This window comes from Enterobacter sp. R-1.6.2, from assembly GCF_035064085.1.
Lineage (GTDB): Bacteria > Pseudomonadota > Gammaproteobacteria > Enterobacterales > Enterobacteriaceae > Enterobacter > Enterobacter asburiae_B.
Genome location: NZ_JASEYI010000005.1, coordinates 227,479 through 240,817 on the forward strand (window position 1 = coordinate 227,479; position 13,339 = coordinate 240,817).

Sequence of the window (13,339 nt, forward strand, 5' to 3'; positions counted from 1 at the left end):
TGTAGGGTACTCACATTGTTTTTATGCTCAAACACGCTCAAGGATCATGGCAATGCCCTGACCCACACCGATGCACATCGTACACAGCGCGTAGCGCCCGCCGCGTCGGTGCAGTTCGTTGCTCGCGGCCAGCGCCAGTCTGGCACCGCTCATGCCCAGCGGGTGGCCCAGCGCAATCGCGCCACCGTTCGGGTTGACGTGCGCGGCATCATCCGGCAGGCCCAGCTGACGCAGCACGCCCAGCGCCTGCGAGGCGAAAGCTTCGTTAAGCTCGACAACGTCCATATCGTTAATGCTGAGTCCGGCGCGCTCCAGCACCTTGCGGGTGGCCGGGACCGGGCCGAGCCCCATCAGACGTGGCTCCACGCCCGCCGTCGCCATCGCCACGATCCGCGTGCGCGGGACCAATCCCTGCGCCAGCGCCATCTTCTCGCTGGCGACGATCAGCGCCGCAGCGCCGTCGTTGACGCCGGAGGCATTCCCCGCCGTAACCACCCCGTTCTTACGAAACGGCGTTTTTAGCCCGGCGAGCTGTTCGAGCGTGGTGTCCGCGCGCGGATGTTCATCCACGCTGAACTCAGTGACCGTCCCTTTTTTTCCCGGCACCGGTACCGGCACGATCTCCTGCGCCAGAATGCCGTTCTGCTGAGCCTGCGCGGTACGCTGCTGGCTGCGCAGCGCGAACGCGTCCTGATCGGCACGGCTAATATTTAACAATTCAGCTACATTCTCTGCCGTTTCCGGCATACTGTCAGTTCCGAATTGCTGATGCATGAGCGGATTCACAAATCGCCAGCCGATGGTGGTATCAAAGATTTCCGCCTGACGCTGAAACGCGGCGGTGGCTTTGCCCATCACAAACGGCGCGCGGGACATGGACTCCACGCCGCCCGCAATCAGCAGCTCGCCATCGCCCGCCTTAATGGCGCGGGCAGCAAACCCAATCGCGTCCAGACCCGACCCGCACAGGCGGTTGATGGTGGTTCCGGACACCGTCTGCGGCAGCCCGGCGAGCAGGGACGACATGCGCGCCACGTTGCGGTTATCTTCCCCCGCCTGGTTGGCGCAGCCGAAAATCACATCGTCGATCCGCCCGAGGTCGAGCTGGGGATAGCGGGCCAGCAGCGCGCGCAGCGGCACGGCACCGAGATCGTCGGTTCGGACTGCGGCAAGCGCGCCGCCGTAGCGCCCCACCGGGGTTCGAACGCCATCACAAATAAATGCTTCACGCATCTGCCTCTCCTGTCACGCTGCCGCCGATGCGGTGAGATTTCCCGCGAAAAAGGGCGACGGTTTTCTGTTGTTGGTTCTGGATTTCAATGTCATACACGCCGGTCAGCTTGCCCTGATGCATCACCCGCGCGGTGGCGGTGAGCGTGTCCCCGGCAAAGCCCGGACGCAGAAAATCAATCGAGCAGCCTGAGGCTACCGCCGCCAGCCCCTGGCTGTTGCAGGCGTAGGCAAAGGCGGTGTCTGCCAGCGAAAAAAGCTGTCCGCCGTGGCAGGTTTGGTGGCCGTTAAGCATCTGCGGGGTGATGGTCATGGTCACCACCGCGTAGCCCTCGTCCATGGCGACAATGTCCATCCCCATCGCCTGCGCGCAGGCGTCCCGTTCGTACATCGCGCGGGCGTTATGCCAGGCGTTATGACTCATAGCTACTCTCCAGAAGCGCGCGCTGGCGCAGCAGTGAACAGGGGCGGTAGCGCTCTTCGCCGTAATGACGCTGCAGGTTCTCCAGCAGCGTCAGCAGGCGCTGCCAGCCCAGACGCTCGCCCCAGGCGATCGGCCCGCTCGGGTAGTTCACGCCCAGGCGCATAGCGGTATCGATGTCCTTCTCGCTGGCGACCCCTTTTTGCAGGGCATCCAGCGCTTCGTTGGCAATCATCGCCAGCGTGCGCCAGACCAGCAGGCCGGGATAATCGGCAATTTGCACCACCCGGTTACCCTGCTGCTGCAGGTAGCGGATGGCCTTTTGCGTCGCGGTGTGCGGGTTGCTGGCGGCCGACGCAATCACCGCCACGTCGCGCTCAATGCGGTCCACTACCACCACCGCGCCGTTGAGCCGAAGCGCCAGCGCCTGAGCGGTTTCGCCCTGCGTTTCAATCAGGTACACATCATCAATTTCGGTGACACCGTCACGTCTTCTTTCCACGCGCATCGGGCTGTAGCTGTCGTTCACGGCCTGCACCCACTGCACGGCGGGTTTGTCACCCTGCCAGTCGTAGACGCCCTTCCCGCTCTTTTTGCCCAGCCTTCCCGCCAGCACCAGCTCCTGCTGCACCAGCGAAGGCAGAAAACGACGCTCCTGCCAGAAGGCGTTAAATACCGAGCAGGTCACCGCGAAATTCACGTCCTGACCAATCATGTCGGTCAGCTCCAGCGGCCCCATCGGGAAACCGCCGCCGTCGCGCAGGGCGGCATCAATCACCTCCGGCGGGGCGACCTGCTCTTCCAGCGCGCGCCAGGCTTCAGAATAAAACGGTCGCGCGACGCGGTTGACGATGAACCCCGGCGTTGACTGGCAGCGAACGGGCTGTTTGCCCCAGTTCAGCGCCAGCTCGCACAGCGCGTCGGCCACTTCCGGAGAGGTCGCCAGCCCGCTGACCACCTCCACCAGCTTCATCACCGGCGCCGGGTTGAAGAAGTGCAGCCCTGCGACGCGCTCCGGGTGGTGGACGTCCGCCGCAATCGCCGTAACGGAGATGGAAGAGGTATTGCTGGTCAGGACCGTCTGCGGCGGGCAGATCTCAGCCAGCCGAGCAAACAGCGCCTTTTTCACCTCCAGACGCTCAGAGGCCGCTTCTATGACCAGATCGGCCGCGGCGAGCGCCTCGATATCGGTGACCGGAAGCAGCCGGGCGAGGATCTGGCTCCCGGCATCGGCGGAGAGTTTTCCGCGCGTCACCCGGGAGGCCAGACGCTGGCGGATCCCGTCTATGGCCCGCGATATCGCATCGCTGGAGATGTCGTAGATCAACACCTGATGGCCATGGCTGGCGGCGACTTCGGCAATCCCTGCGCCCATCGTGCCGCTGCCAATCACGGCGACAGTCCGTATGTTCAGCATCTTATTTCCCCGTAAAGTTCGGCGCGCGCTTCGCCAGGAAGGCGCTGACGCCCTCGCGGTAGTCGTCGCTGCGCCCGGCCAGGCGCTGGTAGTCGCGCTCCAGATCGAGCTGGGCGTCCAGGGTGTTGGTTTCCGCGGCGTTGATCGCCTGCTTGATCAGCCCCAGCCCGAAGGTCGGTTGAGACGCAAAGTGCAGCGCCATCTGCTGCGCGGTAGTGGAGAGCTGTTCGTCATCCACCACCTGCCAGATCATCCCCCAGGCCTGCGCCTGTTCGGCGCTGAGCTTATCGCCGAGCAGCGCCAGCCCCATAGCGCGGGCGCGTCCGGCCACGCGCGGCAGCAGCCATGTGCCGCCGCAGTCCGGCACCAGGCCGAGCTTGCTGAAGGCCATCACGAAGTTGGCGGAACGCGCGGCAATGACCATGTCGCAGCCTAATGCCAGCGTCGCACCCGCCCCCGCGGCCACGCCGTTAACCGCGCAGATGACCGGTTTCGGCAGCTTTGCCAGGCGACGCACCAGCGGGTTATAGAAGGTTTCAACGGACATCCCCAAATCCGGCGCCGGGCCGTTGGGGTCGACGTTGCGGTCGTTCAGATCCTGACCGGCGCAAAAGCCGCGACCCGCCCCGGTGATCAGCAGGCAGCGAACGGTATCATCACGCTCGGCCTGTTTCAGGCACTCGGCAAGCTGCTGGTGCATCACGTCGTTAAAGCTGTTCAGACGCTCCGGACGGTTCAGCGTAATGGTCATTACGCCCTGCTCAACATGACTGAGAATAAATTCCACAATTAGCGTCCTTTAAAGTCGGGGGTGCGTTTTTGTAAGAAGGCGTCGATGCCTTCCCGGCGATCCTCGGTGGCAGAAAGCAGCGTAAATAGCTGACGCTCCTGCGCGAGTCCGGCATGGAGCGGCACCTCCTGAGACTGGCGCAGCGCCTGTTTCGCCGCCTGCAGCGCCAGCGGAGAGTGGCGCGCCATCAGCGCCGCCTGCTTCAGGGCATACTCCAGCGTCAGCGCTGCCGGGAAAACGTCGCTCACCAGCCCGGCGCTCAGCGCCTGCTGCGCGGAAATACTCTCGCCGGTCAGCACCATTTTGCTGGCAAGGGATTTACCGACGCTGCGGATAAGACGCTGGGTGCCACCTGCGCCGGGCATAATGCCCAGCGTAATTTCCGGCAGGCCAAAGCGGGCGTTATCGCCAGCAATGACTACGTCGCACAGCAGCGCCAGCTCGCAGCCTGCGCCCAGCGCGAAGCCGTTCACGGCGGCAATCAGCGGTTTAGGAAAAGCGTTGATGCGCGCCCACAGCTGCGGGCGGATATCGTTCAGCGTGGCGGGCAGGTCTTTCTCCGCCATTTCGTTGAGATCGGCCCCGGCGGCAAAGCAGCGCTCGCTGCCGTAAACCACGCAGACGGAAATCTCGATGTCAGAAGCCGCGGCCTCGAGCTGTTCCGCAAGCTGCGTCAACAGCGCATTGTTGAGGGCGTTGCGCGCCGCCGGACGGTTTAGCGTCAGCTGCAGCACGCGGCCATGACGGGTAACAGTCAGTTCGCTCATGCCATCCCCTTCGCGTCGAAGTCGACAATCACGTCGGCGGTTAACGGCAGCGACTGGCAGCTCAGCACGTATCCGGCGGCCAGCTCGTCCGGCTCCAGGCTGTAATTGGTCGCCATGTCCACCTTCCCACGCAGCACTTTGCATTTACAGGTGGCGCACACGCCGCCCTTGCAGGCATACGGGAGATCCGCCCCCTGACGCAGGGCGGCATCCAGGATGCTTTCGTCGTCCGCCGTCAGGGTGATTTCGCGGTCGCGCCCGTCCTGGCGCACGGTCACTTTCTGTCCTTCCGCCTGGACATGCACCGCGCGTTTAGCGGTGGTTCCCGGGGTGTTGAAGCGCTCAAGGTGAATGGATTTGTCCGGCATCCCCAGCGCCTTCAGCGTCGCTTCCGCGTCGTCCATCATCGCCGACGGGCCGCAGATAAACGCCTCGTCGTACTGGCGGAAGTTAATCAGGGTTTTCGCCAGCGCCTGCAGCTTTTCCCCGTCGATGCGGCCATAAAGCAGATCGCTGTCCAGCCGCTCCTGGCTGAAGATGGAGACCAGCTGCAGCCGCTGCGTGTACTTGTCCTTCAGGTCCGCCAGCGCCTGGCGGAACATCATGCTCTCGCTGCTGCGGTTGCCGTAGATCAGGGTGAACTGGCTGTTGGGTTCGGTCGCCAGCGTAGCGGAGATAATCGCCAGCATCGGGGTGATCCCGGAGCCTGCCGCAATCGCCAGATAGTGGCCTTCACGTTCAGCCCGCGGCTGGTAGCCAAACTGTCCCTGAGGAACCATCACCTCCAGGGCCATGCCCGCTTTGATCTCATCCCGCGCATAGCGGGAAAAGCGCCCGCCGTCGATGGCTTTGACCGCCACGCTGATTTCGCCCGGGGCGGTACTCCGGCAGATGGAGTAGCAGCGGCGCAGCTCGTCCCCGCCAAGCTTCGTTTTTAACGTCAGGTGCTGGCCGGGGCGGAAGCGGTAGGCGTCCTGCAAATCGTTTGGCACGGCGAAGGTAATCGTCACCGCGTCGCGGGTTTCGGGTTCCACTTTTGCCACTGTTAATGAATGAAACGTTGTCATGGCAGCCTCAAATGCATTTGAAATAGTCGAAGGGCTCGCGGCAGGTGTTGCAGCGGTAGAGCGCTTTGCAGGCCGTCGAACCAAATTCACTGATAAGGGAGGTGTCGGTGCTGGCGCAGCGCGGGCAGCTTACCTCCGCCGGAATATGCGCGTGACAGCTATGCCCCACGGGCGGGCTGATGCCGTAGGACCGCAGGCGCTCGCGCGCGTCGGCGGTCATCCAGTCGGTGGTCCAGGCGGGTTCAAGCTGGAGCACAATGTGTACCGGGGTAAAGCCGTTCGCGGTCATCGCGTCGCGGATCGCCCCCAGCAGGTGCTCCGTTGCCGGGCAGCCCGAGTAGGTTGGCGTGAAGCCAATGACCCAGCCTTCCCCCTGCGCCTTCACGCTGCGCACCATGCCTAAATCGGTGATGGTTAATACCGGCACTTCCGGATCGGGGATCTGGCTTAACAGCGACCAGATCTGCGGGATTTGCGCGGGCGCGATGTCGACGAGGCGTTGCATAGCGTTCTCCTTTACCACTGCTGACCGGGATACGCGCGCTGGAGATACTGCATTTCCGCCAGCATCGGGCCCAGATGTTCGGTATGCAGCCCCCTCTTGCCCCCGGTGCGGTACGCCACCTCTGCGGGAACCTGCAGGCAGGCCTCATTGAGACCGTCAAGGACTTCGCTTTCCCACGGCTGGCGCAGGACGCGCGGGTCAACCGCCACGCCGGAGTCAATCAGGGCCAGCTCGACGTCATCGGCTTCAAACAGCTCCGCCGTAAAACGCCACAGGTTGTCGATAGCCTGCTGCATTTTTTGCGCGGACGTTTCGGTCCCGTCGCCCAGACGCACCAGCCAGCCGCGGCTGAAGCGCAGGTGGTAGCGCGCCTCTTTAATCGCTTTGGCGGCGATGGCGGCAAGCTGGCCGTCGCTGCTCCGGGTCAGGCGTTCGTACAGCGCCACGTTCCAGGCATCCATCAGGTACTGGCGGGCAATGGTGTCGGCGAAGCTGCCGTTCGGCTGCTCCACCAGCAGGACGTTGCGGAACTGGCGCTCGTCGCGGCCAAACGCCAGCGTGTCTTCATCGCCCTGGCCTTCCCGCTCCGCGGCATAGGTCAGGAAATTGCGCGCCTGGCCCAGCAGGTCGAGACCGATATTGGCGAGCGCGAGGTCGATTTCCAGCTCCGGCGCGTGGCCGCACCAGGCGCCGAGACGCTGGGAAAGCACCAGACCGTTGTCGCCCAGACGCAGGGCATAGGCAGTCACTGAATTCATTCTTTGCCTCACATATGCTCGATGCCGTCGGGGATGGTGTAGAACGTCGGGTGGCGGTAAACCTTGCTTTCCGCCGGGTCGAAGAACTCACCGCTCTCTTCCGGCTGGGAGGCGACAATCTCGCTCGCCTTAACCACCCAGACAGAACACCCTTCGCTACGACGGGTGTAGGCATCACGCGCATTTTCCAGCGCCATGCGATCGTCGGCGGCATGCAGACTGCCCACGTGACGGTGGGATAACCCTTGTTTGCTGCGTACGAACACTTCGTACAGCGGCCAGTAGACGTTGCTCATCGTGATTCCTCTTAAGCCACTTTGCGGGCGTGTTGTTTTTCCGCGTGCGCCAGTGCGGCTTCTCGCACCCACGCCCCCTCTTCCCAGGCTTTACGTTTGGCGGCCAGGCGCTCGTGGTTGCAGATGCCGCGCCCGCTAATGACCTCGTCAAACTCCTGCCAGTCGATCTCGCCGAAGCGATAATGACCGCTCTCTTCATCAAATCGCAGGTCGGGATCCGGCACCGTCATGCCCAGCATCTCCACCTGCGGCACCGTGTTGTCGACAAAGCGCTGGCGAAGTTCGTCATTGCCGAAGCGTTTGATTTTCCAGGCCAGACTGCGGGCGCTGTTCGGCGAGTTGTCGTCGTTCGGCCCGAACATCATCAGCGCTGGCCACCAGAAGCGGTTGATGGCGTCCTGTAGCATCTGGCGCTGGGCCTCGCTGCCCTGCGCCAGCGCCATGCAGGCCTCAAAGCCCTGGCGCTGGTGGAAGCTCTCTTCTTTACAGATTTTCACCATCGCACGGGCATACGGACCGTAGGAGGTCCTGCACAGCGCCACCTGGTTGACGATAGCGGCGCCGTCCACCAGCCAGCCGATCACACCGATATCGGCCCAGCTCAGGGTCGGATAGTTGAAGATGGAGGAGTATTTCATCCTGCCGTCGAGCATTTTCTGGTAGATGTCTTCCCGCGCGCAGCCCAGCGTTTCCGCCGCGCTGTAGAGGTAGAGCCCGTGCCCGGCTTCGTCCTGCACTTTCGCCAGCAGGATCGCTTTTCGGCGCAGCGTCGGCGCGCGGGCGATCCAGTTCCCTTCCGGCAGCATGCCGACAATTTCGGAGTGCGCATGCTGACCAATCTGGCGGATCAACGTCTTACGGTAGGCGTCAGGCATCCAGTCCTGAGGCTCAATCGCCGTCTCCTGCGCTATGCGCTGCTCAAACCGTTGTTCTTGCGTCACGTCATCACCTTTATGATTCGTTAGTTTGCAAATTAAGGCGTAATGTTGAATCACTTTGTTTTTTTTAAAAGTTACACACAGGTTAAATATAACCCCAAGAATTGTTTCCTGATTTTGTGATGCTGCTCGCAAGGCTTTTGCATCAGGCCTTTCAGAAAGCGTCTTCAAGCGATGCGATTCATCCAGCCAGATCACAACGTTAACAATTCATTAAAAACTCAGCTTGATTTTTATGATTCACGATCAAACTATTAATGAGTAAATCACGTAACATTTGGAGATAAGCGATGCAGCAGTTAGCCAGCTTCTTATCCGGTACCTGGCAGTCTGGCCGGGGCCGCGAGCGCACTATTCATCACGCCATCAGTGGCGAAGCCCTGTGGAGCGTGACCAGCGAAGGGCTGGACATGGCGGCCGCCCGTCGCTATGCGATTGAGCGCGGCGGGGAAGCGCTTCACGAGATGACCTTTATCGAACGTGCTGCCATGCTGAAGGCGGTGGCAAAGCACCTGCTTAGCGAGAAAGAGACGTTTTATGCCCTGTCAGCCCAGACCGGGGCGACGAAGGCGGACAGCTGGGTGGATATTGAAGGCGGCATCGGCACCCTCTTCACTTACGCCAGCCTGGGCAGCCGCGAGCTGCCGGATGACACCCTGTGGCCGGAAGACGAGTTAATCCCCCTGTCGAAAGAAGGCGGCTTTGCGGCGCGCCACGTCCTCACCTCCAAATCCGGCGTGGCGGTGCACATCAACGCCTTTAACTTCCCCTGCTGGGGGATGCTGGAAAAGCTGGCGCCGACCTGGCTTGCCGGGATGCCCGCCATCATCAAACCCGCTACCGCTACCGCACAGGTGACGCAGGCGATGGTGAAATCCATCGTCGACAGCGGGCTGGTGCCGGACGGCGCCATCAGCCTGATCTGCGGCGGCGCGGGGGATCTGCTCGACCATCTCGACAGCCAGGACGTCGTGACCTTTACCGGCTCCGCCAGCACCGGGCAAAGCCTGCGCGTGCACCCGAATATCGTGGCGAATTCAATTCCGTTCACCATGGAAGCCGACTCCCTGAACTGCTGCGTGCTGGGGGAAGACGTTACGCCAGACCAGCCGGAGTTTGCCCTGTTCATCCGGGAAGTGGTCCGCGAGATGACCGCCAAAGCCGGGCAAAAATGTACGGCCATTCGCCGGATTATCGTCCCGCAAAACCAGATTGACGCGGTGAGCCAGGCGCTGATTGCCCGCCTGGAAAAAGTGGTGGTGGGCGACCCGGCGCAGGAAGGGGTGAAGATGGGTGCGCTGGTCAACGCCGAACAGCGCGCGGACGTGCAGGAGAAAGTGGATCAGCTGATCGCTGCAGGCTGCCAGATCCGTCTGGGCGGCAAAGCGGATTTGCAGGCCGCGGGGGCGTTCTTCCCGCCGACCCTGCTGTTCTGCCCGCAGCCGGATGAAACCCCGGCGGTGCACTCAACCGAAGCCTTCGGCCCGGTTGCGACGCTGATGCCATATCGCAACGCGCGCCACGCGATGCAGCTTGCCCGCGCGGGCGGCGGCAGCCTGGCCGGTACGCTGGTCACCGCAGACCAGGCCATTGCCCGCGAGTTTATTGCCGGTGCGGCGCGCGCCCACGGGCGTATTCAGATCCTTAACGAGGAATCAGCAAAAGAGTCTACCGGCCACGGCTCCCCGCTGCCTCAGCTGGTGCACGGCGGCCCGGGCCGCGCGGGCGGCGGCGAAGAGCTGGGCGGCCTGCGCGCGGTGAAGCACTACCTGCAGCGCACCGCGATTCAGGGCAGCCCGACGATGCTGGCCGCCATTGGCAAACAGTGGGTGCGTGGCGCAGCGGTGCAGGAAGACCGCGTGCATCCGTTCCGCAAATACTTTGAGGAGCTACAGCCGGGCGACAGCCTGCTGACGCCGCGCCGCACCCTCACGGAAGCGGACATCGTGAACTTTGCCTGCCTGAGCGGGGACCACTTCTACGCCCATATGGATAAGATCGGTGCGGCGGAGTCGATCTTCGGCGAGCGCGTGGTGCACGGCTACTTCCTGATCTCCGCTGCGGCGGGACTGTTTGTTGATGCGGGCGTCGGGCCGGTTATTGCCAACTACGGCATGGAAAACCTGCGTTTTATCGAGCCGGTTAAGCCGGGCGATACCATTCAGGTGCGCCTGACCTGCAAGCGTAAAACGCTGAAGAAACAGCGTACCGCCGAGGAAAAACCAACCGGCGTGGTGGAATGGGCGGTTGAGATCTTCAACCAGCACCAGCAGGCCGTGGCGCTCTACTCCATTCTGACGCTGGTAGCGCGCCAGCAGGGTGATTTCAGCTAACGCCCCTTTCCCTTTACCACAATGGCTGGTGGCTCCCGGTAATTTGACGCTGCTTACAGATTCACTGGGGGCCTTTAGCAAGGCCCTCAACATAAAGTGAAGGGAATGACCACCACAGCCGTATGTTCCCCCTCACCCCAGCCCTCTCCCTCAAGGGAGAGGGGGCCGTCTGTGCTGACATCATTTGTGGGGTTACCTCAGCCTCAATGAGGAGAGGAAATGGCCCGGCCTGTGATTTATCCCCGCTCTTTTTTTAACCTGGCAAGGCTGACAAATAATCTGGCAGATGCAGGCAAACGCTTTTCTCGGGCGCCTGTCAGGATAAGGCTGTCATAACACAATATCCCCTAAATAATTCGAGTTGCAGGAAGGCGGCAAGGGAACGAATCCCCCGGAGCGTACATAAGTACGTGACTGGGGTGAGTGAGTGCAGCCAACGCACCTGCAACTTGAAGTATGACGGGTATAAACACAACAAGATGAGGTCTACGATGGGAAGCAATTCTTCTTTTTCTGCCCGTAGAACGGCGCTGGCCATGGCCGTTGCGCTGTGTTGCGCCTGGCAATCCCCTGTTTTCGCCCACGGCAGTGAGGCACATATGGTCCCGATGGACAAAACGCTGCAGGACTTTGGTGCGGACGTTCAGTGGGATGATTACGCACAGATGTTCACCATTGCGAAAGACGGTGCCTTTGTGAAGGTCAAACCGGGCGCTAAAACCGCCATCGTCAACGGTAAAACCCTCAGGCTTGAGGTGCCGGTGGTGATGAAAGGCAAGAAAGCCTTTATTTCCGATACCTTCATCAACGATGTTTTCCAGTCCGGCCTTGACCAGACCTTCCAGGTTGAAAAACGCCCTCACCCGTTAAACGCGCTAACGGCGGACGAAATTAAGCAGGCCGTTGAGATTGTGAAAGCCTCTGCGGATTTTAAGCCGAATACCCGCTTTACCCAGATCGCCCTGGCAGAGCCTGAGAAAGCCAAAGTGTGGGACTTTGTGCTTAACGGTACGGCAGTGGATGCCCCGCGTCAGGCGAAGATCGTCATGCTCGACGGCAAGCACGTTATCGAAAGCGTAGTGGACCTGAAGGATAAAAAAATTCTGCGCTGGGAACCGGTAAAAGACGCGCACGGCATGGTGCTGCTGGATGATTTCACCGCGGTTCAGCAGATCATCAACGAAAGTACCGAGTTCGCCGAGGTGCTTAAAAAACACGGCATCACCGACCCGAAAAAAGTGATTACCACGCCGTTGACCGTCGGCTATTTCGACGGTAAAGACGGCCTGAAGCAGGAAGATCGCCTGCTGAAGGTGGTGAGCTATCTGGACGTGGGCGACGGCAACTACTGGGCGCACCCGATTGAAAACCTGGTCGCGGTTGTCGATCTTGAGCAGAAAAAGATCCAGAAGATTGAAGAAGGCGCCGTTGTTCCGGTTCCCATGACCCCGCGTCCCTATGATGGCCGCGACCGCATGGAGACGCCGAAAAAACCGCTCAACATCACTGAGCCGGAAGGCAAGAACTACACCATCACCGGGGATATGGTGCACTGGCAGAACTGGGATTTCCACCTGAGCCTGGACTCCCGCGTCGGCCCGATGATTTCAACCGTCACCTATAACGACAACGGCAAAAAGCGCCAGGTGATGTATCAGGGGTCGCTCGGCGGCATGATCGTCCCTTATGGCGATCCGGACGTGGGCTGGTACTTTAAAGCCTATCTCGACTCCGGCGACTACGGTATGGGCACCCTGACCTCACCGCTGGTGCGCGGTAAAGACGTGCCGTCCAATGCCGTGATGCTCAATGAAACTATCCCGGATTACACCGGCGCGCCGATGGAGATCCCGCGCGCGATCGCCATTTTCGAACGCTACGCGGGGCCGGAATACAAACATCAGGAGATGGGCCAGCCGAACGTCAGCACCGAGCGCCGCGAGCTGGTGGTGCGCTGGGTGAGTACCGTGGGCAACTACGATTACATCTTCGACTGGGTGTTCCATGAAAATGGCACCATCGGCATTGATGCCGGCGCGACGGGTATCGAAGCAGTGAAAGGCGTTCAGGCGAAAACCATGCACGACGCCACCGCCAAAGACGACACCAAATACGGCACGCTGATCGACCATAACATCGTGGGCACCACGCACCAGCACATCTACAACTTCCGTCTCGATATGGACGTGGACGGCATCAACAACAAGCTGGTGGCGATGGATCCGGAAGTGAAGCCGAATACCGCCGGGGGCCCGCGGACCAGCACCATGCAGATCAATCAGTACGATATTGATACCGAGCAGCAGGCGGCGCAGAAATTCGACCCGGGCACCATTCGGCTGCTGAGCAACACCAGTAAAGAGAACCGCATGGGCAACCCGGTCTCATACCAGATTATCCCTTACGCGGGGGGAACGCACCCGGTGGCGACCGGCGCGAAATTTGCCCCGGACGAGTGGATTTATCATCGCCTGAGCTTTATGGACAAACAGCTCTGGGTGACCCGTTACCATCCGGATGAGCTCTACCCGGAAGGGAAATTCCCGAACCGCTCCATCCACGACACGGGCCTGGGGCAGTACAGCAAGGATAACGAGTCGCTCAACGGTCAGGATGACGTGGTCTGGATGACCACCGGCACTACCCACGTCGCCCGCGCGGAGGAGTGGCCGATTATGCCGACGGAATGGGTACATACCCTGCTTAAGCCGTGGAACTTCTTTGACGAGACGCCAACGCTGGTAATGACTCCAACTTATTGATAGTGTTTTATGTTCAGATAATGCCCGATGACTTTGTCATGCAGCTCCACCGATT

Annotated in this window: 13 protein-coding genes; 2 read left to right on the forward strand and 11 right to left on the reverse strand. The window is 61.2% G+C overall.

All coding sequences use genetic code 11. From position 1 onward, the window contains the following. Nucleotides 1-27: 27 nt before the first annotated feature. Genes pcaF through paaA form a run of 10 tightly spaced genes read right to left on the reverse strand, consistent with a single transcriptional unit; the run spans nt 28 to nt 8,192 of the window. Nucleotides 28-1,233, reverse strand: coding sequence for a 3-oxoadipyl-CoA thiolase (gene pcaF, locus QMN93_RS08285; RefSeq protein WP_193139199.1), 1,206 nt, complete (start codon nt 1,231-1,233; stop codon nt 28-30). Beyond that, nucleotides 1,226-1,654, reverse strand: coding sequence for a hydroxyphenylacetyl-CoA thioesterase PaaI (paaI, locus tag QMN93_RS08290; RefSeq protein WP_032657412.1), 429 nt, complete (start codon nt 1,652-1,654; stop codon nt 1,226-1,228). Before paaI ends, pcaF begins: the two co-directional genes overlap by 8 nt. Continuing rightward, nucleotides 1,644-3,068 (reverse strand): 3-hydroxyacyl-CoA dehydrogenase PaaH, encoded by a 1,425-nt coding sequence (gene paaH, locus QMN93_RS08295; protein ID WP_193139197.1) that lies wholly within the window; start codon nt 3,066-3,068, stop codon nt 1,644-1,646. Before paaH ends, paaI begins: the two co-directional genes overlap by 11 nt. A gap of 1 nt (nt 3,069) precedes the next feature. Then, complete coding sequence (gene paaG / locus QMN93_RS08300) at nt 3,070-3,858, reverse strand: 2-(1,2-epoxy-1,2-dihydrophenyl)acetyl-CoA isomerase PaaG (protein WP_029741870.1); 789 nt, start codon at nt 3,856-3,858, stop codon at nt 3,070-3,072. After that, nucleotides 3,858-4,625 carry a 2,3-dehydroadipyl-CoA hydratase PaaF gene (gene paaF, locus QMN93_RS08305; protein ID WP_193139195.1) on the reverse strand — a complete coding sequence of 256 codons (768 nt, stop codon included), beginning with the start codon at nt 4,623-4,625 and terminating at the stop codon, nt 3,858-3,860. The genes paaG and paaF overlap by 1 nt, the downstream gene beginning before the upstream one ends. After that, nucleotides 4,622-5,692, reverse strand: a complete 1,071-nt coding sequence (gene paaE / locus QMN93_RS08310) for a 1,2-phenylacetyl-CoA epoxidase subunit PaaE (RefSeq protein ID WP_193139193.1) — start codon at nt 5,690-5,692, stop codon at nt 4,622-4,624. The genes paaF and paaE overlap by 4 nt, the downstream gene beginning before the upstream one ends. Nucleotides 5,693-5,699: 7 nt before the next feature. Then, nucleotides 5,700-6,197 (reverse strand): 1,2-phenylacetyl-CoA epoxidase subunit PaaD, encoded by a 498-nt coding sequence (paaD, locus tag QMN93_RS08315; RefSeq protein WP_193139191.1) that lies wholly within the window; start codon nt 6,195-6,197, stop codon nt 5,700-5,702. 11 nt (nt 6,198-6,208) lie between these two features. Continuing rightward, the gene (paaC, locus tag QMN93_RS08320) at nt 6,209-6,955 is read right to left on the reverse strand and encodes a 1,2-phenylacetyl-CoA epoxidase subunit PaaC (protein ID WP_323619551.1); all 747 of its coding nucleotides are present in this window, start codon (nt 6,953-6,955) and stop codon (nt 6,209-6,211) included. A gap of 8 nt (nt 6,956-6,963) precedes the next feature. Continuing rightward, nucleotides 6,964-7,251 (reverse strand): 1,2-phenylacetyl-CoA epoxidase subunit PaaB, encoded by a 288-nt coding sequence (paaB, locus tag QMN93_RS08325; RefSeq protein ID WP_033145422.1) that lies wholly within the window; start codon nt 7,249-7,251, stop codon nt 6,964-6,966. Nucleotides 7,252-7,262: 11 nt separating this feature from the next. Further along, entirely contained in the window at nt 7,263-8,192 is a 930-nt protein-coding gene (gene paaA / locus QMN93_RS08330; protein ID WP_047061739.1) for a 1,2-phenylacetyl-CoA epoxidase subunit PaaA, read from the reverse strand. Between the two features lie 287 nt (nt 8,193-8,479). On the opposite strand from paaA, the gene paaZ reads away from it, so the two are divergent. Together paaZ and tynA are read left to right on the forward strand one after the other, a co-directional pair. After that, the gene (gene paaZ, locus QMN93_RS08335) at nt 8,480-10,522 is read left to right on the forward strand and encodes a phenylacetic acid degradation bifunctional protein PaaZ (RefSeq protein ID WP_193139186.1); all 2,043 of its coding nucleotides are present in this window, start codon (nt 8,480-8,482) and stop codon (nt 10,520-10,522) included. Between the two features lie 491 nt (nt 10,523-11,013). Next, nucleotides 11,014-13,284, forward strand: coding sequence for a primary-amine oxidase (tynA, locus tag QMN93_RS08340; protein ID WP_193139184.1), 2,271 nt, complete (start codon nt 11,014-11,016; stop codon nt 13,282-13,284). Here tynA and QMN93_RS26260 read toward each other — a convergent pair. Continuing rightward, on the reverse strand, nt 13,278-13,334 hold the full coding sequence (locus QMN93_RS26260) for an IS1 family transposase (protein ID WP_003032489.1): 57 nt from the start codon (nt 13,332-13,334) through the stop codon (nt 13,278-13,280). The genes tynA and QMN93_RS26260 overlap by 7 nt on opposite strands. Nucleotides 13,335-13,339 lie beyond the last annotated feature (5 nt).

Excerpts from the sequence above, each read along its gene's own strand:
- pcaF (WP_193139199.1), bottom strand. The coding sequence starts at position 1,233 with ATGCGTGAAGCATTTATTTGTGATGGCGTTCGAACCCCGGTGGGGCGC.
- paaI (WP_032657412.1), bottom strand. The coding sequence starts at position 1,654 with ATGAGTCATAACGCCTGGCATAACGCCCGCGCGATGTACGAACGGGAC.
- paaH (WP_193139197.1), bottom strand. The coding sequence starts at position 3,068 with ATGCTGAACATACGGACTGTCGCCGTGATTGGCAGCGGCACGATGGGC.
- paaF (WP_193139195.1), bottom strand. The coding sequence starts at position 4,625 with ATGAGCGAACTGACTGTTACCCGTCATGGCCGCGTGCTGCAGCTGACG.
- paaE (WP_193139193.1), bottom strand. The coding sequence starts at position 5,692 with ATGACAACGTTTCATTCATTAACAGTGGCAAAAGTGGAACCCGAAACC.
- paaD (WP_193139191.1), bottom strand. The coding sequence starts at position 6,197 with ATGCAACGCCTCGTCGACATCGCGCCCGCGCAAATCCCGCAGATCTGG.
- paaC (WP_323619551.1), bottom strand. The coding sequence starts at position 6,955 with ATGAATTCAGTGACTGCCTATGCCCTGCGTCTGGGCGACAACGGTCTG.
- paaB (WP_033145422.1), bottom strand. The coding sequence starts at position 7,251 with ATGAGCAACGTCTACTGGCCGCTGTACGAAGTGTTCGTACGCAGCAAA.
- paaZ (WP_193139186.1), top strand. The coding sequence starts at position 8,480 with ATGCAGCAGTTAGCCAGCTTCTTATCCGGTACCTGGCAGTCTGGCCGG.
- tynA (WP_193139184.1), top strand. The coding sequence starts at position 11,014 with ATGGGAAGCAATTCTTCTTTTTCTGCCCGTAGAACGGCGCTGGCCATG.